Consider the following 23,629-nt stretch of genomic DNA (forward strand, 5'->3'; position numbering starts at 1 on the left):
ATTTATCATCGAATACAAAAACATTAAATCCGAAATATAACATGGAAACTACAAATGTAAAAGCATACGGTGCAGAATCAGCAACTACACCATTAAAGCAATTAACCATAGCACGCCGCGAGGTTTTACCCACCGATGTGGAGATCGATATCCTGTTTTGTGGGGTATGCCACTCTGACCTGCACACGGCAAAAAACGATTGGGGTTTTACCCAATACAATGCCGTACCCGGCCATGAAATAGTGGGCCGCGTTACCAGTGTAGGTAGCCAGGTAACCAAATTTAAGGTAGGTGATCTGGCTGCTGTAGGCTGCCTGGTGGATTCGTGCCGCACCTGCGCCAGTTGTAAAGATGAACTGGAGCAATATTGCCTTACGGGATTTACCGGCACTTATGGCGGTGCAGATAAACACCTTGGCGGCCATACCTTTGGGGGTTACTCCGAAAAGATAGTGGTTACCGAGCATTTTGTACTAAAAGTTCCCGAAAACCTTGACCCTGCCGCTGTGGCACCGTTGCTTTGTGCAGGTATCACCACATGGTCGCCGTTGAAGCATTGGAACGTTGGGCCGGGCAGCAAAGTGGGCGTAGTTGGCCTGGGCGGTTTGGGCCATATGGCTATTAAACTGGCTAAAGGTTTGGGCGCCGAGGTTACCCTCTTCTCGCGCACGCCGGGCAAAACCGATGACGCTAAAGCGCTGGGTGCCGACAACGTAGTTATTTCGACAGACGAAGCGCAAATGAAAGCCGTTAGCGGGTATTTTGATGTGATTATTGATACTGTGCCTTATGTGCACGATGTTAATCCTTATGTGGCCACGCTGGCAATTAGTGGCACGGTAGTACTGGTAGGATACCTTGGACCTTTAGACCCGATGCTGCAAACCGTGCCTATGATAATGGGCAGGAAATCGGTGGCTGCTTCGCTGATCGGTGGTATTGCCGAAACACAGCAAATGTTGGACTTTTGCGGTGAACATAATATCGTATCGGAGATAGAAGTGATCAATATGCAGGATATTAACGAAGCTTATGAGCGTATGCTGAAGAGCGATGTGCGTTACCGCTTTGTTATCGATATGGCATCATTAAAAGCGTGATTGTGAGTTGCTATTTATCTTTACAATGCCTTGATTATCTTCAATCAAAATCGGGCTAAATTTGTAATACAATGATGAATATTCAAACAGCAACATTTGGTAACGGCTGCTTTTGGTGCACCGAAGCCATATTTCAATCCATAAAAGGCGTACAGTCGGTAAAGTCGGGGTACATGGGCGGGCAAACCGATAACCCAACCTATATGGAGATTTGCAATGGCGATACGGGACACGCCGAGGTGATACAAATTGAGTTTGATGCCGATGAGGTGTCGTTCGAGACATTGCTTGTGGCCTTTTTTAAAAGCCATAACCCAACCACGCTAAACCGCCAGGGTAATGATGTGGGCACACAATACCGTTCGGTAATATTTTATCATAACGATGAGCAAAGGCAGCAGGCCGAAGCTATTATTAAAAAGCTGACCGCAGAACAAGTGTTCGACAAAGCCATCGTAACCGAAGTTAGCCCGGCAAGCACGTTTTACGTTGCCGAAGGTTATCATCAAAATTATTATAATGATAACAAGATGAAACCATATTGCATGTTTGTTATACAACCCAAAATGAACAAGTTTGCCAAAGAGTTTCACGATAAGATGAAACCGGAGTATTTATAATGCGCCATTTATTAAAACAATATGCAAAAAGGCTTCTACCCAAAAAGAAGCCTTTTTGCTTTTATTAGAAATGGTATATTTACCCCGTATAAACCATCTGCATTATGACAACTATCGAGAACGATTATCTGAAGGTAACCATCAGGCCTCAAGGTGCCGAACTGACTTCTATCTATAATAAAAAAGAGAATATAGAACATTTATGGGATGGAAACCCGGATGTATGGCCATGGCATGCGCCAAACCTGTTTCCTATAGTTGGCGGCCTTAACAATGATACCCTGCATGTTGATGGGGCCGACTTCCACATGACGCGCCACGGTTTTACCCGTACATCAACATTTAAAAAGATAGAGAGTACTAAAACCCATGCCAAATACTCCCTGCATTTTAGCGAGGATACATTAGCGGTTTACCCTTATAAATTTGAGTTCCAGATATTGTATGACCTGATAGATAATGCCCTGCGCGTGAGCTATAAGGTGATAAATTATGATGATAAAACCATTTACTTTTCGGTAGGGGCACACCCGGCATTTAATACACCATTCCATAAAGGTGAAGCTTATGAAGATTATTACCTGCAATTTGAGATTGATGAAAAACTGGAAACTCATGTACTATCATCAACCGGGAATTTTAATGGCGAGATAGTTCATATCCCTACAGAAAACAAAAAACTGGGCTTGACCAGGGATCTGTTCGCTAAAGACGCTTTGGTGTTTAAACCCATCCAGTCGCGCGAAATATCATTACGCAGCAAAAATCATAACAGCTATATATCGGTAGAGTACCCACACTTTAATTACATGGGAATCTGGGCAAAATATGGTGCCGATTTTGTATGTATAGAACCATGGTTGGGATGTTCTGATACTGACGGCAAAATAAACGACATTAAACAAAAAGAAGGTATCCAAAAGGCCGAAAAGGGCCATGTGTTTGAGGTTGAGTATTTTATTAAAACGAGTTATTGATCTGCCCGGATATTTTTTATCGTGAGTTGCAAACAATTCTATCTTTTAAAGATTATGTATATATTAATTAACTAAACTTTAAAAGAACCATGAAAATTAAACTTACCCTATTTGTAGCCGCATTGATGCTTTTGCTTGCTACAACCATTACTGTAAAAGCAGCATCTGTTGATCCGGGTACTACAACCTGGAAATCATATACCCAGGAAGAAGTTAAGGCCATGACCCTTGACCAGCAAAAGGCACGTGTTGTAGAAATTAAAGCACGCATTGCCGAAATTAAAGCCATGGATAAATCAACGCTGAGCCACGAGCAGAAAAAAGAATTACGCAGCGAATTAAAAAGCATGCGCAGCGAAGCTAAAGTAATGGATTCGGCAGCCGGTGGCGGTGGTATTTACCTTTCGGTGGGTGCTATCATTATCATCATTTTATTGCTGATACTGATATTACATTAATGTTTGTTTAAGTGAGTATAGTTTTGTAAAGCCTTCCCGATCATGTCGGGAAGGCTTTTTTGTGTTCAAGATCTAGATCTTGTTTATTTCGGCAAGTGCATCCGCTGTAGCTTTGCTTTGTATCTCTAACTGTGTTTTAGCATCGCCGCTGGCGTTGGCCGCTGCATTATCTTTAGCGGTTTTAAGTATGCCCAATTGTTGTTTAAAGAAGGGTACAACGCCATAACTTTTATATTTTGCAGCAAAGTCTTTAAAAATCTCCAGCGATTCTTTTACCGCTTCGGTATTGTTTGCCTTAGCCAACATGGCAGTATAGCTGCGCATCATTAAAAACCTCTCGTTGGTATCGCCGTTTTTAAAGGCTTTAAATACATATGGGAACTCGGCATCGCTGCCGCTTTTTGCATAGATGCCCGCTATAGCACCTGTTAATGGCGGATAGCTGTCTTTCTCCAGGTTTTTTGCCAGCTTCATCCCATTATCTGGTTCTAACAAAGCTATACCGTTTAACGATGCCGCTTGCACCGCGTATGATTGGCTGTTGATGGTTTGTTTTAACAAGGCAAGGTTGCCGGGATCTTTCAGGTTGGCAATGGCTTTTAATGCCGAAGCCTTTACCAGTGTTTTTTCGTCGGTATTGGCAATGTTAAGCAGGATAGGTAACGCTGCCGCCCTGATGGCCGGGTTTTCCAGGTCTATCTGTTTAATTGCATTAATGCGTAATTCAAAGTATTTATCTTTTAATGCCGCCAGCATTATTTTTTGGGCAACGGGGTTGCTCTGTGTTTGGGTAGCGGTATCTATCGCTTCAGACCTATCAACAAATAAAGGAGCGTTGGCGTATTGAAAAGCGAACTCTTCCATAGTTTTATGGTCTGCCTTTTGGGCAAGTAATATTTTATCGCCATCCACATTCACCAGGTCAGGCCTGGTAGCTGCGTTAAAGGTATAGGTAGCGCTCTTGTCATTCATCCAAACGTTGTGGCGCTCTTTTTTGCCGCCCGAGTACACATCAATAGCGAAGGGTAGTACAAATGCATCACCAGCCTGTGTTTGGCTAACATAAACAGTTTGGGTGTGCGCTGCTTCGTCCCATTTGTATTTAATATCCAGTTCGGGGTGGCCTGCCCTGTAATACCATTGGTTAAAAAACCAGTTCAAATCTTTACCACTGGCCTGCTCTAAAGCCAAACGCAATTGCTGTGCCTCGCCGTTACCAAAGGCATTTTGTTTAAGGTAAATGTTTAAGCCTTTAAAAAATACTGCATCGCCCAGGTATTTACGCATCATGTTCAATATCTGCCCGCCTTTCTGGTAGCTTACCAAATCAAAAACATCTTCCTTATCGGCATAGTAAAACCTCACCAGGTTCTTTGTTTTTTGTTTTGGATCGCCAAGGTAGCGGGTCATGTTATCGTAAGCATGGGCATCGCCGGCATCCTGTCCGTGTTTATGCTCCATCCAAAGCGCCTCGCTAAAATCAGCGAAGGATTCATTCACCGTAATGTTGCTCCAGCTTTCGGCAGTTACATAATCACCAAACCATTGGTGAAAAAGCTCATGTACAATATCCGTTTCGCTTTCGGGGCGGCCATCTATTAATTCGCGTTTTGTGGCCTGTACCTGTACGCCATGCAGGGTGGCCGTAGTATTTTCCATGGCGCCGCTCACATAATCACGCACTACAATTTGCGCGTATTTGTTCCATGGGTAATCAACACCCAAAGTTTTCGAATAAAATTCCATTACCTCGGGCGTGTAGCCAAAAATATCTTTGGCGTATGGCGCGTATTTAGGCTCTAAGTAATAGCTAACTTCTTTGCCGCGCCATTGGTCCTTGTAAATTTTAAAATCGCCAACTGCCATCATAAACAAGTATGGGGCATGTGGCAGGTCCATTTTCCAGGTATCGGTACGTGTGCCATCAGCATTTGGTTTTTGTGATACCAGGCGGCCGTTGCTCAGTGTAACATATTTGGCCGGCACCGTCATGCTGATCTCGTCTGTAGTTTTTTGGTTGGGCTTATCAATGGTAGGGAACCAGGCCGATGAGCTTTCGCTTTCGCCCTGTGTCCATATCTGGGTCGGTTTATCCTTGTCCTTGCCCTCAGGATTAATAAAATATAAACCCTTGGCATCATTTATAGCCGCGCTGCCTGTAGTTTTTAACTGATTAGGTTTTGATGTGTAATCAATATAAAGCGTATAGTTTTCATTAGGCTGATATTTTTTATCGAGGGTAATAGCCAGCGTTAAACTATCGTAAGTAAATTTTAAAGGATAGTTTTTACCTGCCTTTACTACCGATATGTTTTTTATATCCATCCCTTTGGCATCCAGGCGTAACGAGTCTGTAGCATAAGCATGGGGTTTTAAGGTTACCCATTCTTTGCCATACATATAGCATTTTTTATAATCGAAACGTACATCCAGTTTGGTATGTACCAGGTCGTTCACTTTTGTCGCTGTGGCGCGATATATTTTTAATTGGGGGTCATCGGCAGGTTTTGTTTGCTGCGCTAAAACTGCGGTAGACGCCATAACAACTACTGTAGAAAGTAGGCTGATAGATTTTAATTTTGACATAGTTGGCCAGTGTGTGTTAATGTATGCGAATTTAAAAGATTTATTATTTGTTAGACACAAAAAAATCCGGTGGGTTACACCGGATTTTTCTTAATTATTCTAAAACGTAGTTTCTTAGCAATATTGTTCAAACGCGCCAATTAAATTATCAGCTATCATTTGTGCAGGGCGGCCTTCTATCTGGTGGCGCTCAATAATATGTACCAATTTACCATCTTTAAACAAAGCCATTGATGGCGATGACGGAGGGTAAGGCAACATATAGTTACGTGCTTTATCTACAGCTTCTTTTTCCATGCCGGCAAAAACAGTAACCAGTTTATCAGGATGTTTACCGCTTTGCGCTGCAATACGTGCTGCAGGGCGTGCATTAGCTGCCGCGCAACCACAAACCGAGTTTACCATAACGAATACTGTTCCTTCGCTTTCGATAGCTTTTGTTACTTCGTCGGCATTTTTTAACTCTTCAAAACCAACTTTGGTCAGGTCTTCCCTCATCGGGGCAACCAAATATTCAGGATACATCATTTTCTTTTTTCTAAATTACTTATGCAAAAATAATAAATCATTGTTGTATAAAATCCTCATCTGCGAATAATAACATTTTGCTGACGATTTATATGGCTAACTTTCTGTGTAACCTTATTTTAGGAATATCCGTAAAACGTTGTAACCTGTAAGTGGGGAAATCGAATGAGTTTAAAAGCAACCTCTCTTTAAATTCATCGGCAGGAGGGTCAGGCCACCAAAATACGAATTGTACATCCGTTAAATTGCGCTTACTAAATTAATAAATACACCCAATACCCCATCAAATCCCTATGGAACTAAAATTTTCAGATTTTAGCACAGTTATTATTGTTAACAAAACGCATGGCCATACCCGGTCTTTGCAAATCAAAACAAAACACCTCCGCCTATATAAACACTACATTGCTATAATAGCGGCTGTTATTGTATGTTTATGCTTATCGGTTTTTTACCTCAACTACCGTGCTGATAAACAGGAGGTAGAAAAACAGAACCTTTTATCTCAAATATCCCGGCTCGAGCGCGAGATCCCGCCCCCTGTTAGCAAAACAAATACTGCCGATAAGGCACAAACTTATATCCAGGGTATCGAAACCAAGCTAAAAAAAATTAATTCATACCTTACAAAACGCGGCCTTTCGGGCTTTTCTGTTAAAACTACGGATGCCGATAAGGCTGCAGAGGCTAAATTATCAGACGCAGATAAGTACGAAAAATATAACGATCATTTAAACAGGTTGGTGTCGTGCATTGCCTTTATCCCAATGGGTTACCCACGCCTTAGTGGTATGAGTTCATTTTTTGGCGGCCGTACGGATCCTTTTAATACCGAGGGTAAAGAAAACCATCCCGGCATCGATTTTAAAGGCAGCATGGGTGATCCGGTGAAATGCACCGCCAGTGGGAAGATTATATTTGCGGGCTGGTATGGCGGTTATGGTAATTGCATCCGGATACAACACACAAATGGCCTTGAAACGCTGTATGGTCATTTATCTAAAATCGGCGTTAAAGAAGGGCAATCTGTTAACGTTGGTGATGTGATAGGTGCTGTTGGCTCAACAGGGCATTCAACAGGCGCGCACCTGCATTATGAGGTACGTAAAAATGGCAGGCCAATTAATCCGGTAAATTATCTAACCCTTAACAGCTAATCACAATATCATGAGCGTTTTTAACAAAAAAAGTAAAGCAATAGACCAGCAGGTAATATCAACCCTGATAAGCACAGGCTGCGTTATTGAAGGTAATATAAAGGCCCCCAATTTTGTACGGATAGACGGGCAGGTGAACGGTGATGTGAAAATTGAGGAAGGCTTAATATTGGGCGAAACCGGTGTTGTACACGGTAATATTTTTACCCGCGAAATTATAGTTTATGGCACAGTGAACGGCAATATACAGGCTGATGCGCTAAGGATACAGAGCACGGGCAAAATAAACGGCGATATTAAAACCCAAACCCTGCAGGTAGAAATGGGTGCTGTTTACAATGGTAAAATATCAACCAACGGTAATAATATTGCCAATAGTGAACATAAAGCTACCGTTAAGCGCATAAAAGAGCAGGTGGAAGAGGTAGCTTAGCTTACCCTACATCCGGCAAAACTTTTTTTACGTATGGATATTAACTACATTTGTATCCATAAAAATTAAAGAATGTCAACTACATTAGATACTACTTTTGTTAAGTATAAAGTGAAAGACCTGTCGCTTGCCGATTGGGGTCGTAAAGAAATTGGTTTAGCTGAGGCAGAAATGCCGGGCTTAATGAGTTTACGTGAAGAGTTTGGTGCATCAAAACCGTTAGCAGGAGCGCGTATTGCTGGCTGTTTGCACATGACTATCCAAACCGCTGTTTTGATAGAAACTTTACAGGCTTTAGGTGCCGAGGTTACCTGGTCGTCATGTAATATCTTCTCTACTCAAGATCATGCCGCTGCTGCTATTGCCGCCGCAGGTACATCAGTTTATGCCTGGAAAGGTATGAATGAGCAGGAATTTGAGTGGTGTATAGAACAAACTTTATTTTTCGGCGAAGACCGCAAACCATTGAACATGATATTGGATGATGGTGGCGATTTAACCAATATGGTATTGGATAAATATCCTGAACTGGTTGCCGGAATTAAAGGTTTATCAGAAGAGACCACTACAGGTGTGCACCGTTTATATGAGCGTATGAAGAATGGCACATTATTGATGCCTGCTATCAACATTAACGATTCGGTTACCAAATCTAAATTTGATAATAAATATGGTTGCCGCGAATCGTTGGTTGACGCTATACGCCGTGCTACCGACGTAATGATGGCTGGTAAAATTGCCGTTGTTTGTGGTTATGGTGATGTAGGTAAAGGTTCGGCTGATTCATTACGTAATGCGGGTGTCCGGGTTATCGTTACCGAGATAGATCCTATCTGCGCGCTGCAAGCTGCAATGGAAGGTTTTGAAGTGAAGAAATTAGACACTGCTATTGCTGAAGCTGATATTGTGGTAACCGCTACAGGTAACTGTAATATCGTTCGCGAAAAGCATTTCCGTGCTTTAAAAGATAAAGCTATAGTTTGTAACATTGGCCACTTTGATAACGAGATAGATATGGCCTGGTTAAACGGCGCTTACGGTTCAACTAAAGTTGAAATTAAACCGCAGGTTGATAAATATACTATCAATGGTTCGGATGTTATCGTTTTAGCCGAGGGGCGTTTGGTAAACTTAGGTTGTGCTACAGGCCACCCTTCGTTTGTAATGAGTAACTCGTTCACTAACCAAACTTTAGCGCAATTAGAGCTTTGGGAAAACAGCGATAAATACGAAAACAAAGTTTATACTTTACCAAAAAGCTTAGACGAAAAAGTGGCCCGCCTGCACCTTGCTAAAATTGGTGTTGAGCTGGAAGTACTTGACCAGGATCAGGCTGATTACATTGGTGTGCCGGTTGCAGGTCCGTTCAAATCGGATGCTTACAGGTACTAAAATGTAAATTTTTTAAATATGATATTTAAAGGACATGGTTTTAAAACCATGTCCTTTTTTTTGTGCCTATGTTTAAGCGTTACATTATTTTAACATTGACTTTACTTGCAGGCTTATTTGTGCAGGCTCAAAGCACCTGGAAATTAGCCACCGAAAAAGAAGGTATAAAGGTGTATACACGCCCTGTTCCAAACTCAAAAATAAAAGCACTTAAAGCTGATTGTATTATGGATGGTAAGCTGTCGCAATTTGTGGCAGTTATTTTAGATGTTGCAGGCAGCGAAAAGTGGGTGTACCATGCCAAAAATGTAAAACTCCTTAAACAAACATCTCCCTCAGAACTTTATTATTACTCGGAAGTGGCAGTACCCTGGCCGTTTGAGAACCGTGATTACATAGCGCATATTATAGTTAACCAAAATGCCAAAACAAAAATAGTAACTATAGATGCACCTTGTTTGCCGGATATGGTCCCTTTAAAAGAAAGCCTGGTGCGCATAGTTCATTCTACAGGTAAATGGTTAGTTGCCCCCTTACCAAATAATAAGCTGCATGTAACCTATGAAATAGAAGTTGACCCGGCCGGTGCAGTGCCTGCATGGCTAATAAATCTTTTTGCTACAAAAGGCCCGTTAGAAACTTTTGAGAAGTTAAAGCTTGAACTGCCCAAACCTGCTTATAAAAATGCGAGGTTTGATTTTGTTACAGAATAGCTATCTTTTGTAAAACCTATCTGATTTCTAAAAATAATTTTCACCAACCTCTTGACATTTTGATTTATTACTCTACATTTGTAGAGTAGATTCTAAACTCATAGAGCGATATGAAATTAACCAAAGCCGAAGAACAGTTAATGGAAGTGATCTGGGATCAGGGGCAGCCTTTCCTTAAAGATATCATCGATAGCTATCCCGAACCCAAACCAGCGACAACCACTATTGCTACATTGTTAAAACGTATGCAGAACAAGGGCTTTGTGGCCTATAACCTAATGGGTAACTCGCGCCAATACTATGCGCTGGTAAAAAAAGCTGATTATTTTTCTACCCATGTCAAGGGGCTTATCAATAACTTTTTTGGTAACTCGGCCATGCAGTTCGCATCGTTCTTCACCACCGAAACTGATTTGACCCAAGATGAATTAGAAAGCTTAAAAAAAATCATCGACCAACAAATAGAAAGGAAAAAATTATGATGCTGTATCTCGCAAAATTCATCGCATGCTCCGGTTTGCTGCTGGCGGTGTACCATCTGTTGTTAAAAAACAAAGCTATGTACCGCTTTAACAGGGCCTTCTTGCTGGCGGGCATTGTGTTCTCGCTGGCAGTGCCGTTCATTCAGTTTGAGCAGCATGTGGTTGATCTGCCACAAATAATGCCTGTTGCAGAATCGATAGCTGTACAGGCTGAACAGCCTGCTATGGCAATTGAAAATGATAAGGAACAAACTATGGAAACTAAAACAACCATAGCACAGCCTATAGTTAGCGTTGCACCGGTTAACAAGCCGGTAAATTACCTGCTTATTATTAGCCTGAGCATATATGGTATTGTTACCGCCTTACTATTGTTTCGATTTTTAAGAAACCTGTATAAAATCCGGACGATGACAACATTGAACGAGCATGTGGATTATAATGAAGCCGAAGTGGTGCTTATCCCGCAAAGGTTAATTCCCCACTCGTTTTTTAAATACATCTTTTTAAATCGTGATGATTTTCACGGCAATAAAATTGAAGATAAAATATTGCACCATGAGTTGGCCCATACCCGCCAATACCACTCGGCCGATGTGGTGTTTATTGAGTTGGTACAGGTATTCTGCTGGTTTAATCCGCTACTGATATTGTACCGGAAAGCGATACAATTAAACCACGAGTTTTTGGCTGATGAAGCGGTCTTGAATACCTATACCGATGTTATTAGCTATCAGCATCTTTTACTTAAAAGTTTGAGCATGGCATCGGGCCTGTCTGTAACCAGCCAATTCAATTATTCACTAACCAAAAAACGATTGATCATGATGACGAAAACAACTTCCAAAAAAACAGCGGTATTAAGCAAGGTGCTAACATTTGCTGTGATGAGTGTAGTATTTGTGCTGTTTTGCAATGCTACTGTTTTGCAGCAACAATCCACAACAAAACAAAAATCAGAACCGGAGAAGATTACGTATGCTATCGGTCAACCGATGATACCGGTGATAGCTCCATTGCCCAAAAAGGACACAAACAAAATTCACTTCCCTAAACCATACCCATCTACCAAAGAAGGCGTATCACAGCAAATGCTCGACGAATATTCCTCCATCATCGAAAAATATGAGAACAAATGGGGTAATATCCCGCCAAGAGAGCGCAAGATTGAACCTGCGGATAAGGACAGAATGATTGCGATATACAGGCAAATGAGCCCGGAACAACAGGCCAAACAGGTAATTATGTTTCACTATGGTTATCCCTTGCAACCATCCGTAAAGCCTACCCAAGCCCAGCTTAACGCTTTTGCAAATGCACATGTTTATGGCGTATGGATAGATGAAAAGAAAGTGCCCAATAACGAAATTAGCAAATATACACCGGCTGACTTTGGTGCTGTAGCCATCAGTACGCTAACACCGCGAGCGGTAAATTATAAAAGGTATCGTTATGAGGTTATTTTATCAACAGTTAAGTATAACGAAGCTTTTCGAAGAGGTTTCAAAGGCGATGAATTTAAAGACCACATGTGGATTAAAATGTCTAAGGTAGCAGGAGTTAAGGGTTTTAAGGTAAAAGATGATCAATACGTATCGGCCGAAAAAATATAAGCAGGATATTTAAGAAAGATTACAAAGCCTTGTCCGCCAGTACAATGCTTTAATTTTATACTTTCCTGCAAAAATTATCCGGCTATAAACAGATTAGCTTAACTTTGCCTGCATGGCACATCTATCGGTAAACATCAACAAAATAGCTACCCTGCGTAATTCGCGCGGTGGTAATAACCCTGATCTGTTAAAAGTAGCTTTGGATTGCGAACGGTTTGGTGCCGAAGGTATCACGGTGCACCCAAGGCCAGATGAAAGGCACATTCGCTACCAGGATGTTTATGACCTGAAGAAAGCCATAAAAACAGAGTTTAATATTGAGGGAAACCCTGTTGAAGATTCGTTTGTGGAGCTGGTATTGAAAAATCGCCCGGCCCAGGTGACTTTGGTACCCGATGCTTTAGGGCAGATCACATCTAACCATGGCTGGGATACCATCAAACACCAGGATTATTTAAAAGCCATTATCCAGGAGTTTCAACTGGCGGGTATCCGTGTTTCTATTTTTGTTGACCCGGTGGTGGAAATGGTAGAGGCGGCCGCGACTACAGGTACCAACCGCATCGAATTATACACCGAGGCATACGCCAGCCAATACCACACTGATCCGGCGAAAGCCATAGCCCCTTATATTGAAGCTGCCAAAACGGCTCAAAAAGTTGGTTTAGGTATCAATGCCGGGCATGATCTTGATCTGCATAACCTGAAGTACTTTGCACAAAATATTCCCGGGTTGTTGGAAGTGAGCATTGGCCATGCGCTGATTAGCGATGCATTGTATTATGGTTTGGAGAATACGATACAAATGTATTTGAGGCAGCTGGCGATATCTTAAAAAGGCTACCAAATCTGTCGTGTTTCCCGCATGTAATTAATCATAAAATCAGCCTGGAAAATGCGTGTTCCATTGTTATCGAATTGTTAATTCCATACCTTTGCGCAAAAGATACTCTGACCCCATTTTCATGAAGTTAAACATCGACTACCAGGAGAAATTTGAACACCGCCACATTGCTCCAAACCCCGCTGATACTACCGAAATGCTGCAAGCCGTTGGTGTTAACACCATCGATGAGCTGATAGCGCAAACTGTTCCGCAAAAGATACGTTTGGCTAAGCCTTTAAGCCTGCCTGCGGCAAAAAGCGAGTTTGATTATTTGAATGATCTGAAACAAACAGCATCAAAAAATAAGGTGTTTAAAAGCTATATCGGTCAGGGTTATTATGATGTGATCGTTCCGGGGGTTATACAGCGTAATATTCTTGAAAATCCGGGCTGGTATACTCAATATACCCCATACCAGGCCGAGATAGCCCAGGGGCGTTTGCAGGCATTATTGAATTTCCAAACCATGGTGCTTGACCTTACCGGAATGGAGATTGCCAACGCCAGTTTGCTGGATGAAGGTACCGCCGCTGCCGAGGCCATGTTTATGCAATACAGTCTGCGCAAAAACCAGCAGGCTAATGTGTTTTTTGTTTCCGAAGAGGTATTCCCTCAAACCATAGATATTTTAAAAACCCGTGCGCAACCTTACGGGATAGAATTGCTGATAGGCGATCACCGCACGGTTGAATTAACCGAACAAATGTTCGGTGCCATTGTACAATACCCATCGGGTAATGGCGAAGTTTACAATTATGCTGATTTTGCCGCTAACAGCCATGCAAAAGGTATCAAACTTACTGTTGTTGCCGATATCATGAGCCTGTTACTGCTTACGCCCCCGGGCGAGTGGGGTGCTGATATTGTGGTAGGCTCCAGTCAGCGTTTTGGTGTGCCGATGGGTTTCGGTGGCCCGCACGCGGCATTTTTTGCCACTAAGGATGAATACAAACGCTCCATGCCGGGCCGAATTATCGGGGTAACTATTGATAGCGCGGGCAACTATGCGCTGCGTATGGCATTGCAAACACGCGAGCAGCATATCCGCAGGGATAAGGCTACTTCCAATATCTGTACGGCGCAGGCATTGCTGGCCATTATGGCCGGTATGTACGCTGTTTATCATGGTCCGAAGGGCTTAAAGCTTATCGCCGAAAGGATACATGGCTTAACCGTTTTGCTGGATAAAGCATTAGCGGAGTTAGGTTACGAGCAACAAAACAAAGTGTACTTTGATACCCTGAAATATGAGTTAGGTGCTTTGGCTAAACCGATACATGGGCAAGCCATTAACAATGAAATGAACCTGAATTATTCGGGTACTTCGGTAAGTATTTCGTTGGACGAGACCACATCATTAGAGGATGTAAAAACCATCATCCGCTTTTTTGCTAAAGTAAAAGCAATGAGCCTGAATGATGTAGCTGTTGATGAAATGGCGGCTGATATTACTACCGTTATCCCGGCCGAATTACAACGTACAAGCGCTTACTTAACTCACCAGATATTTAACGCGCACCACTCGGAGCACGAGATGTTGCGTTATATCAAATCGTTAGAAGCGAAGGACCTTTCGCTTTGCCATTCGATGATCGCTTTGGGATCGTGTACGATGAAGCTCAATGCAACAACTGAAATGGTACCGGTTACCTGGGCCGAGTTTAGTAAGATACACCCCTTTGCACCAACCGACCAGGTGGGCGGCTACATGCAGGTATTTGATGAACTGAACAAATGGCTGAGCGAGATCACCGGCTTTGCAGCCATGAGTTTGCAACCGAATGCAGGCGCGCAAGGCGAATACGCCGGCTTAATGGTTATCCGCGCTTATCACCAGGATAGGGGCGACCATCACCGTAGCATCGCTTTAATACCATCATCGGCGCACGGTACCAATCCAGCTTCGGCCGCTATGGCAGGAATGAAGATAGTTGTGGTAAAATGTGATGATAACGGGAATATTGATGTTGCCGATATGAAGGCCAAGGCCGAGCAATATAAAAACGAACTTTCATGCTTAATGGTGACTTATCCGTCAACACACGGGGTGTTCGAAGAATCTATTATCGATATCTGCCAGATCATCCATGACAATGGCGGACAGGTGTATATGGACGGCGCTAACATGAACGCGCAGGTTGGTTTAACCAGTCCGGCTACTATTGGCGCGGATGTTTGCCATTTGAACCTGCATAAAACCTTTTGTATACCACATGGCGGCGGCGGACCGGGTATGGGCCCAATCGGCGTGGCCAAACATTTGGTGCCTTACCTTCCGGGGCATGCGGTGGTTGATATTGATAATGGTAAAGCTATACACGCGGTATCAGCGGCGCCATGGGGGTCTGCTTCTATTTTGCTGATATCGCACGCCTACATTGCTATGATGGGGCCTGATGGCTTAACTAATGCTACCAAATATGCGATCCTGAATGCCAACTATATTAAAGCGCGTTTAGAGAAACACTATCCTGTATTATACGCGGGCGCTAATGGCCGTTGCGCGCACGAAATGATATTGGATTGCCGCGCGTTTAAAGCTTACGGCATCGAGGTTACAGATATTGCCAAACGTTTGATGGATTATGGTTTCCACGCGCCAACAGTATCTTTCCCGGTTGCGGGTACGGTAATGGTTGAACCAACCGAATCGGAACCAAAACATGAGTTGGACAGGTTCTGTAATGCGATGATCTCTATCCGCCATGAAATTGAGGATGTAGAGAAGGAACTTATCGATAAAGTAAATAACCCCCTCAAGAACGCGCCGCATACTGCCGCTGTAATTACAGCTAATGAATGGGAGCGGCCATACACACGCCAAAAAGCAGCTTTCCCGTTGCCTTATGTGGCACAGTATAAATTCTGGCCGTCAGTTGGCAGGGTAAACGATACCTATGGCGACAGGACACTGATATGCACCTGCCCACCAATAGAAAGCTACGAGTTTGAAGAAAGCGTGATAGAATAGGATCAAGAATTAAGAGGCAAGAATCAAGAAGCCCGGAGCAATTTAATTGTTTCGGGCTTTATTTATTTTAAAAGCCTCATTATCAAAAAGTCACTTTATGTTTTTATTCTTTTTAAACATTTATTTATTAAATATTAAATGTAACTTTATTAAACAGTTTATAAGACGCAATAATTTATTCATTGCTACTTGGATGAATATGTGTATATTTATAAGGACAAAGTAATCGGTTACTTAATTTTTGAGTAATTTTTTTATGATTGACTTGACTTTTATGTATAGAATTAGTCTAACAGAAAAGTTGAATAATTAATATTATAATAACAGTGTTTTTTGTGAAACTTTTTGCTTTAAACCCCCGTATTAATTACCTATGACGATAAATGCCAAAGCTGTAAGTATTCTTCTCGTTGATGATGACGAGATCAATAACTTTATCTCAGTTAAGCTTATAAAAAAAACATTGATCAATACGGAAATACGTACTTGCCTCAATGGTAAATTCGCTATAGATCAATTATTAGAATTACAGAATAACGACCTGAATGATCTGCCCGACTATATACTACTGGATATTAACATGCCCATTATGAATGGATGGGAGTTTTTAGAAGAATACGAAAGGTTAAAAATAGACCCTAAAGGAAAAAGCAAGATCTACATCATTTCATCATCGGTATTTAATAACGATATTAACAAAGCAAAGTCATACCCGCTGGTAAAAGATTTTATATCCAAACCATTAAGCGTTGATAAAATAAAAGATCTGCTTGGCTTGTCGGCCTCTAATTAATAGGGGTAACTATAAAACTATCGTTCTCATATTTAACAGTTCCCACCGGGTTAGCTTTGGCGTGGTAAAACAAGCACTTCCAGCCATCAACAGCAGCGCGTTTTCCGTACTCGTCTCGTAACTCCATCGCCTTGCGGCCATCATAATCATATTTGGCTATAAATTTACGAATCAGTTGCTCGGGCTCGGGTAGTTCGTCGCCACCAAAAAATACTTTCTCGTTATCATAGTTTAGCAAAAACACCTGGTGGTACTGACTGTGTCCGCCCGATAACTCGTAGCTGATTCCCGGTTTAAACTCGCCATCACCTTCTAAAAAGGTAATATGTACCGAGCGTTGCAGCACATCAAATATTTCGCTGTGGTATGATGATGACTTACTGCTGAAAGCGGTTTCCCATTCGCTGCGCTGTATTACATGCTCTGCCGCGGGGAAAGCGGCCTCTAATTTTCCATTACGTTCCACCACAAGGCCTCCTGTATGGTCATAATGCAGGTGCGACATGAGCACCAGGGTTACATCCTCCGGGTCAAAACCTGCGTTTCGGATATTTTGGTGCAGTACCAGTTCGTCCTGATTATTTTTAAAACCGAGGCCCGCATCAAATAAAATAAGGTCGGTTGGCGTTTTAACTAAAAAGGGCTGTACATGGATGAACAGCGATGCCGGTCGATCTTTATAACTATGGATATCCGGATCAAAAGGGATGAATTTTTTGCTGGCATCAACCGAGTACGAACCTTCTTGTAATGGAAAAATATGCATTGTATAACAGGGTATTGTGGTTAATTAATTGCTTTGGGTATTCAATTAACAACGCATTAGCTATATTTACTTTTTGAAGCGCAAAGATATGCAAAAAAGATGGTCGGTAAGGCCCAAACCCGAATATGCCGACGTTATAAAACTCTCAACAGAACTTAATATCGACCCTGTTTTAAGCACATTGCTTTTACAACGGGGCGTTACAGATTTTGAGGAAGCACGCTTTTTTTTCAGGCCCGAACTTAGCCATCTTCACGATCCTTTTTTGATGAAGGATATGGATAAAGCCATTGCCCGTATTGAGCAGGCTTTTGAAGAAGGTGAAAAGATATTGATATATGGCGATTATGATGTAGATGGTACCACATCGGTGGCGCTTGTTTATAGTTTCTTTCATAAAATATACCCTAACCTGGAGTATTACATTCCCGATAGGTATAAAGAGGGTTACGGCATATCTACAAAAGGAATTGATTATGCAGCTGAGTATGGATTTAAACTTATTATAGCGCTGGATTGCGGTATTAAATCGGTTGATAAAATTGCTTACGCAAATAGCCTGGGAGTTGATTTTATTATATGCGATCACCATAACCCCGGAGATGAAATACCCGATGCCGTTGCTGTACTTGATCCTAAAAGATTAGATTGCGGGTATCCTTATAAAGAACTATCCGGTTGTGGTATTGGCTTTAAACTGATACAAGCATATGCGCAGGTTAACGATATTCCATTTGAAGAATTACACCAATACTTTGAGTATACCGCCATTAGCATTGCCTGCGATATTGTGCACATTACGGGCGAGAACCGGGTGCTTGCTTATTATGGTTTGCAGCGTATTAACAGCAACCCATGCATTGGCGTTAAAACCCTGATGCAGGCGGCGGGCAGAACAGAAAATTATACCATATCCGACATTGTGTTTATGATAGGCCCGCGTATTAACGCCGCGGGTAGGATAGATGATGCCAAGCATGCTGTTGAGCTGCTGATCGCTTGTACAGATGAATCAGCACAGATAAAATCGGATATGATCAACCTGCGTAATATTGAGCGTAAGGAGCATGATTTGAATATTACCGACGAAGCTTTGGGTATGATAGACGGCGACGAGGTAATGATGAGGCGTAAAAGTACCGTGGTATATAACGAGAAATGGCATAAGGGTGTTATCGGTATCGTAGCATCCCGCCTGACGGAAAAATATTACCGCCCAACTATTGTATTAACAAAATCGAACGAGCATGTGGCAGGTTCGGCGCGATCTGTTTATGGGTTTGATCTGTATGAAGCCTTGTGTGGCTGCAGCGACCTGCTGATACAGTTTGGCGGGCATAAATATGCAGCGGGGTTAACCATGGCACCCGAAATGGTTGAAGCCTTTAGCCAGCGGTTTGAGGAAGTGGTAAATGCCTCCATTACCGATGACCTGCTGATACAGGAGATCCGTATTGATGCCGAGTTGGATTTAAAACAGATAGAGGCGAAATTTTTTAGAGTATTGAACCAGTTTTCGCCATTTGGGCCCGAGAACATGTCGCCGGTATTCATCACAAAAAATGTGTATGTTAGTGGCAATAATGCAAGCATTGTAGGTAATAACCATATCAAAATGACGGTGCAACAGCAGGATTCGCCTGCGTTTGATTGCATAGCCTTTAATATGGGTGAGTACCTGCCAAAAATAAGCAAAGGAATACCTTTTGATATTTGCTACAGTATTGAAGAAAATGTTTGGCGCGAACGCCGCAGCATTCAGTTGAATATTAAAGGTATCCGGACTTATTAGTGTTATTTTGTTTTTAGAACTTAGAAGATGATTTTACGTGCCAATAATTTAATAAAGAAATACAAGCAACGTACCGTTGTTAACGATGTATCGTTCCATGTGGAGCAAGGTGAAATTGTTGGGCTGCTTGGCCCGAATGGTGCCGGTAAAACTACATCATTTTACATGGTTGTTGGCCTGATAAAACCTAATGAAGGTACCATTCATTTGGAAGGTGATGAAGGCACTGATGATGATATTACCAAAGATGCCATGTTCCGCCGTGCGCAAAAAGGGATAGGCTACCTGGCGCAGGAAGCATCAGTTTTCCGTAAACTGACGGTTGAAGATAATATTAAAGCCGTGCTTGAAATGGGTAACCTGAGTTCTGAGCGCCAAAAAGAAAAGCTGGAAGAACTGATTGACGAGTTTAGCTTACACAAAGTACGCAAAAACCGTGGCGACCTGCTTTCGGGTGGTGAACGCCGCCGTACCGAAATTGCCCGTGCATTAGCTGCAGAGCCTAAATTTATTTTGCTGGATGAGCCTTTTGCCGGCGTTGACCCGATTGCGGTTGAAGAGATACAAGCCATGGTGGCAAAACTGCGTTACCGCAACATTGGTATTTTAATTACCGACCACAACGTGCAGGAAACACTATCCATTACCGACAGGGCTTACCTGCTTTTTGAAGGTAAGATACTGGAAAGCGGTGTGCCCGAAGTTTTGGCTGCAAATGAAATGGTTAGAAAAGTTTATCTTGGTGCAAACTTTGTGCTTAAGCGCAAAACGTTTCCCCAATAAACCGATAGCATGACGCTCATTAATTCTGTATTTACGTGGTTTATGAAAAAGCGCATCCACCAGATCGAGCTTTTCCAGAAATATCCTAATGAAGTACAGGAAGAGTGGTTTGAGCGGCTGATATCAAGCGCCGAGAATACAGAATGGGGTAAACAATTCCATTACCGCGATATTGAAAATTTACGCCAGTTTAAAGAGCGTGTACCCATACAAACTTACGAAACCTTGCAGCCTTATATCCAGCGTATGCTGGATGGGGAACAAAATGTACTTTGGGGTTCCGAGATAAAATGGTTTGCCAAATCATCGGGTACAACGAATGACAGGAGCAAGTTTATACCCGTAAGCGAAGAATCATTGGAAGAATGCCACTTTAAAGGTGGCAAAGATATGCTGACCCTGTTTGTGAATAACCGCCCCGAAGGGCAGATATTTGACGGCAAGGTGCTTACCCTTGGTGGCAGCCACCAGATCAACAGCGTAAATGCGGAGGCTTCGTTTGGCGACCTGTCGGCGGTAATTATGAAGAACATGCCCCTTTGGGCACAGTTTTATCGTGTGCCGCACCTCGATATCGCGCTACTCGAAAACTTTGAGGAAAAGATAGAAAAGATGGCGCATGCCACTATTGATGTGAATGTTACCTGTTTAAGTGGCGTGCCCACCTGGAATATCCTGCTGTTTAAACGTATCCTCGAAATTACAGGCAAAAGCAACCTGCTCGAAGTTTGGCCAAACCTGGAAGTGTACTTTCACGGGGCGGTAAATTTTACGCCTTACCGGGAACAATTCAAAAAGCTCATCCCGCTGGATAATATGTACTACCTGGAAACCTACAATGCCTCCGAAGGCTTTTTTGGGATACAGGATATTGAAGGCCGCGATGATATGCTGCTGATGCTGGATTATGGTGTTTTTTATGAATTTCTACCTTTGGAACACCTGCATGATGAGCAGCCCAAAACATACACACTGGACGAGGTTGAGTTAGGTAAAAATTACGCGCTCATCATCAGTACCAACGCAGGGTTATGGCGATACCTTATTGGCGACACGGTAAAGTTTACCTCGCTATCGCCATACCGCATCAAAATAACCGGGCGTACCAAACACTTTATTAATGCCTTTGGCGAAGAGGTGATCATTGACAATGCCGAACGTGCTTTGGCTGAAGCCTGCAAGCAAACCGGGGCTATAATCCGCGATTACACTGCCGCGCCGGTTTACTTTTCAAACAACAGTAAAGGCGGTCATGAATGGCTGATAGAGTTTGAAAAAAAGCCCGCCGAATTTGAACGTTTTGTTGACCTGTTAGACAGCACCCTGCGTAAAATAAACTCCGATTATGATGCCAAGCGCTTTAAGGACATGGCATTGCAACGGCCGATAGTACGCTCCATGCCGAAAGGTACTTTCTTTAACTGGATGAGTAGTCGTGGTAAGCTGGGCGGACAAAATAAAGTACCTCGCTTAGCCAATAACCGCGAGTATGTGGATGCGATATTGAAGGTGATAGCAGATGTTGTTGCTTGATATTGTTGCTGGAATTGCGTATCTTGTATGTGTTTGGATCAAAGAGTAAGGAACAAGAAGTAAAGATTTTTTGAATACCCATAAATACCCATGTGTTTCTCAAATTTGCCACGCTTCGCTCGCAATAACAAAGTCGAAAAGTTCTTTGAAGAATACCCATAAATACCAATGTTATCGGCAACTGTAACTATGGGTGTTGAATTATAAAAATGGCAATGTAACACTCGTTTTTTTTGCTAAAACACCCATAAATACCCAAGTTTTTCAGTGGGGCATGGGTGTTTTGTTATGAAAATGGCAATTTATGATGCTTCGTCGGTTCTGTACTATTGTTTTGATACCCATAAATACCTATGTGGCTTTGCCTTTGGTCTTTAGGATTGCTTTACCGAAATAAGTTCGGCACAGGCTGTACTTCTCAATGATGTGGAGGGAAACATATCCATAAATACCCAGATGCCTTAGCCGCATTTGGTCCAGAGGTTCACCGCTTCAACAGCTTCTTTTACATCGTGAACACGCAGGATGTTTGCGCCTTTGGTAAGGGCGATGGTGTTGAGTACGGTGGTGCCGTTAAGGGCATCAGCAGCGTTGCCGCCGCTGAGTTGCCAGATCATCCGTTTGCGGGATATCCCGACAAGGACAGGCAAGTCCAGCGCACGGAAATCCTGCAATTTGCTCATCAGTTCGTAACTATGCTCGTGGGTTTTGGCAAAGCCAAAGCCGGGATCAAGGATAATATCGTGAACTCCTGAGGCTTTTAGCTGTTGGATGCGCTCGGTAAAGTAATCATACACCTCTGTAAATACATTGGTGTATTGTGCTTGCTGCACCATGGTTTGGGGTGTGCCTTTCATGTGCATAAGGATGTAAGGTACTTGCAGTTTGGCCACTGTAGCGAACATATCAGCATCCAGTTGCCCGCCGCTGATGTCGTTAATGATGTGTGCACCTGCTTTTATTGCCGCGTCGGCAACCGGGGCACGAAAGGTATCTACAGATAAAACGGCATCCGGATAGGCTTTTACAATAGCTTCAATAACAGGTAACAGGCGGTCAGTTTCTTCCTGTGCTGAAATATCCGTTGCGCCGGGGCGCGATGAATAAGCACCGATATCGAGTATTGCGGCACCTTCTGCTAACATTGTTGCAGCTTGTAATACGGCATCATGCACGGTTTGGTGGCGACTGCCTGCGTAAAATGAGTCGGGCGTGATGTTGATGATACACATTACCTTTGGTACACTCAGATCAATGAGTTTACCATCCGCATTTAGGGTTATCTTTTTATTAAAAAATGTATCTTTAGCCATTCGAAGAATGTTGTAAAGTTTTAATGTTACAATGTTGTAAAGTTAGGATGTTTGAACATTTGAATGTTGTAATTTGCAATGTTTAAATGTTGCCTGATACATCAAATTAGAAATAACATTACAACTTTCAAACCTTACAACATTAGAAAACAACATTCAAACGTTTTAACATTACAACACAGTCTTGGCAAATACAGCAGCAGAATACGAAGGAGTAATAAAAGTTTGCAGGGATCTTTTTGTGAAAAAAACCCGCGATTACGGCACGGCATGGCGCATACTACGCCCTGCATCCATTACCGACCAGATCTTTATCAAGGCGCAGCGCATTCGCACGCTTGAAGAAAAGAAAGTGAGTAAGGTAGGAGAGGATATTGTTGGCGAATACATCGGTATCATCAATTATTGCGTTATTGCTATGTTGCAACTGGAACTTAACGCCGATGCGCCCATGGAAATGGACACTGATGTAGTGAGCAATCTTTACGATGAAAAAGTGAATGAAACCAAAAATCTGATGTTTGCCAAAAATCACGATTATGGTGAAGCCTGGCGGGATATGCGTATCAGCTCATTTACCGATCTGATATTGATGAAGATACTTCGCGTAAAGCAAATTGAAGATAACAAAGGGCAGACCCTGGCATCAGAAGGTGTAAAGGCCAATTACCAGGATATGCTGAACTACTCGGTTTTCGCGCTTATAAAAACAGAGGGTTTCCTCGAAATATAA

21 protein-coding genes are annotated in these 23,629 nt (G+C 42.5%); 17 read left to right on the forward strand and 4 right to left on the reverse strand.

From position 1 onward, the window contains the following. Positions 1 to 41 precede the first annotated feature (41 nt). From KXQ82_RS15930 to KXQ82_RS15945, 4 genes are all read left to right on the forward strand, one after another. Positions 42 to 1,100 carry an NAD(P)-dependent alcohol dehydrogenase gene (locus KXQ82_RS15930; protein ID WP_219489449.1) on the forward strand — a complete coding sequence of 353 codons (1,059 nt, stop codon included), beginning with the start codon at positions 42 to 44 and terminating at the stop codon, positions 1,098 to 1,100. Positions 1,101 to 1,171: 71 nt separating this feature from the next. Further along, complete coding sequence (gene msrA / locus KXQ82_RS15935; RefSeq protein WP_369412474.1) at positions 1,172 to 1,720, forward strand: peptide-methionine (S)-S-oxide reductase MsrA; 549 nt, start codon at positions 1,172 to 1,174, stop codon at positions 1,718 to 1,720. Between the two features lie 104 nt (positions 1,721 to 1,824). Beyond that, entirely contained in the window at positions 1,825 to 2,697 is an 873-nt protein-coding gene (locus KXQ82_RS15940; RefSeq protein ID WP_219489450.1) for an aldose 1-epimerase family protein, read from the forward strand. 89 nt (positions 2,698 to 2,786) lie between these two features. After that, on the forward strand, positions 2,787 to 3,155 hold the full coding sequence (locus tag KXQ82_RS15945; RefSeq protein WP_219489451.1) for a hypothetical protein: 369 nt from the start codon (positions 2,787 to 2,789) through the stop codon (positions 3,153 to 3,155). 72 nt (positions 3,156 to 3,227) lie between these two features. Here the strand turns inward: KXQ82_RS15945 and KXQ82_RS15950 are convergent, their stop codons facing one another. Together KXQ82_RS15950 and KXQ82_RS15955 are read right to left on the reverse strand one after the other, a co-directional pair. Then, the gene (locus tag KXQ82_RS15950) at positions 3,228 to 5,741 is read right to left on the reverse strand and encodes a M1 family aminopeptidase (protein WP_219489452.1); all 2,514 of its coding nucleotides are present in this window, start codon (positions 5,739 to 5,741) and stop codon (positions 3,228 to 3,230) included. Positions 5,742 to 5,855: 114 nt separating this feature from the next. Further along, complete coding sequence (locus tag KXQ82_RS15955) at positions 5,856 to 6,266, reverse strand: BrxA/BrxB family bacilliredoxin (protein ID WP_219489686.1); 411 nt, start codon at positions 6,264 to 6,266, stop codon at positions 5,856 to 5,858. A 296-nt stretch (positions 6,267 to 6,562) separates the two neighbouring features. On the opposite strand from KXQ82_RS15955, the gene KXQ82_RS15960 reads away from it, so the two are divergent. The 9 genes from KXQ82_RS15960 (at position 6,563) to KXQ82_RS16000 (ending at position 16,709) form a co-directional block, all read left to right on the forward strand. After that, the gene (locus tag KXQ82_RS15960) at positions 6,563 to 7,426 is read left to right on the forward strand and encodes a M23 family metallopeptidase (RefSeq protein ID WP_219489453.1); all 864 of its coding nucleotides are present in this window, start codon (positions 6,563 to 6,565) and stop codon (positions 7,424 to 7,426) included. A 10-nt stretch (positions 7,427 to 7,436) separates the two neighbouring features. Continuing rightward, a complete protein-coding gene (locus KXQ82_RS15965) occupies positions 7,437 to 7,859 on the forward strand; it encodes a bactofilin family protein (RefSeq protein ID WP_219489454.1) in 423 nt (140 codons plus the stop codon). A gap of 72 nt (positions 7,860 to 7,931) precedes the next feature. Continuing rightward, positions 7,932 to 9,251 (forward strand): adenosylhomocysteinase, encoded by a 1,320-nt coding sequence (gene ahcY, locus KXQ82_RS15970; protein ID WP_219489455.1) that lies wholly within the window; start codon positions 7,932 to 7,934, stop codon positions 9,249 to 9,251. Between the two features lie 95 nt (positions 9,252 to 9,346). Further along, a complete protein-coding gene (locus KXQ82_RS15975; RefSeq protein ID WP_255563689.1) occupies positions 9,347 to 9,964 on the forward strand; it encodes an START domain-containing protein in 618 nt (205 codons plus the stop codon). Between the two features lie 110 nt (positions 9,965 to 10,074). After that, entirely contained in the window at positions 10,075 to 10,446 is a 372-nt protein-coding gene (locus tag KXQ82_RS15980) for a BlaI/MecI/CopY family transcriptional regulator (protein WP_219489457.1), read from the forward strand. Further along, the gene (locus KXQ82_RS15985; RefSeq protein ID WP_219489458.1) at positions 10,443 to 12,059 is read left to right on the forward strand and encodes a M56 family metallopeptidase; all 1,617 of its coding nucleotides are present in this window, start codon (positions 10,443 to 10,445) and stop codon (positions 12,057 to 12,059) included. Before KXQ82_RS15980 ends, KXQ82_RS15985 begins: the two co-directional genes overlap by 4 nt. Before the next feature lie 112 nt (positions 12,060 to 12,171). Further along, positions 12,172 to 12,894 (forward strand): pyridoxine 5'-phosphate synthase, encoded by a 723-nt coding sequence (locus tag KXQ82_RS15990; RefSeq protein ID WP_219489459.1) that lies wholly within the window; start codon positions 12,172 to 12,174, stop codon positions 12,892 to 12,894. A gap of 130 nt (positions 12,895 to 13,024) precedes the next feature. Next, positions 13,025 to 15,916: an aminomethyl-transferring glycine dehydrogenase gene (gene gcvP / locus KXQ82_RS15995; RefSeq protein WP_219489460.1), complete on the forward strand. Its 2,892-nt coding sequence runs from the start codon at positions 13,025 to 13,027 to the stop codon at positions 15,914 to 15,916. 373 nt (positions 15,917 to 16,289) lie between these two features. Then, a complete protein-coding gene (locus KXQ82_RS16000; RefSeq protein ID WP_219489461.1) occupies positions 16,290 to 16,709 on the forward strand; it encodes a response regulator in 420 nt (139 codons plus the stop codon). On the opposite strand, the gene KXQ82_RS16005 is transcribed toward KXQ82_RS16000, so the two are convergent. Then, on the reverse strand, positions 16,702 to 17,475 hold the full coding sequence (locus KXQ82_RS16005; RefSeq protein ID WP_219489462.1) for an MBL fold metallo-hydrolase: 774 nt from the start codon (positions 17,473 to 17,475) through the stop codon (positions 16,702 to 16,704). The genes KXQ82_RS16000 and KXQ82_RS16005 overlap by 8 nt on opposite strands. Before the next feature lie 88 nt (positions 17,476 to 17,563). On the opposite strand from KXQ82_RS16005, the gene recJ reads away from it, so the two are divergent. From recJ to KXQ82_RS16020, 3 genes are read left to right on the forward strand one after another with little or no spacing between them, the layout of a single operon-like run. After that, on the forward strand, positions 17,564 to 19,267 hold the full coding sequence (recJ, locus tag KXQ82_RS16010; protein ID WP_219489463.1) for a single-stranded-DNA-specific exonuclease RecJ: 1,704 nt from the start codon (positions 17,564 to 17,566) through the stop codon (positions 19,265 to 19,267). Between the two features lie 27 nt (positions 19,268 to 19,294). Then, a complete protein-coding gene (lptB, locus tag KXQ82_RS16015) occupies positions 19,295 to 20,050 on the forward strand; it encodes an LPS export ABC transporter ATP-binding protein (protein WP_219489464.1) in 756 nt (251 codons plus the stop codon). A gap of 9 nt (positions 20,051 to 20,059) precedes the next feature. Next, positions 20,060 to 21,583, forward strand: a complete 1,524-nt coding sequence (locus KXQ82_RS16020) for a GH3 auxin-responsive promoter family protein (protein ID WP_219489465.1) — start codon at positions 20,060 to 20,062, stop codon at positions 21,581 to 21,583. 461 nt (positions 21,584 to 22,044) lie between these two features. Here the strand turns inward: KXQ82_RS16020 and folP are convergent, their stop codons facing one another. Continuing rightward, on the reverse strand, positions 22,045 to 22,896 hold the full coding sequence (gene folP, locus KXQ82_RS16025) for a dihydropteroate synthase (RefSeq protein ID WP_219489466.1): 852 nt from the start codon (positions 22,894 to 22,896) through the stop codon (positions 22,045 to 22,047). Between the two features lie 184 nt (positions 22,897 to 23,080). Between folP and KXQ82_RS16030 the strand changes: the two genes are divergently transcribed. Continuing rightward, the gene (locus KXQ82_RS16030) at positions 23,081 to 23,629 is read left to right on the forward strand and encodes a DUF1599 domain-containing protein (RefSeq protein WP_219489467.1); all 549 of its coding nucleotides are present in this window, start codon (positions 23,081 to 23,083) and stop codon (positions 23,627 to 23,629) included.

This window comes from Mucilaginibacter rivuli (genome assembly GCF_019391655.1).
GTDB lineage: Bacteria > Bacteroidota > Bacteroidia > Sphingobacteriales > Sphingobacteriaceae > Mucilaginibacter > Mucilaginibacter rivuli.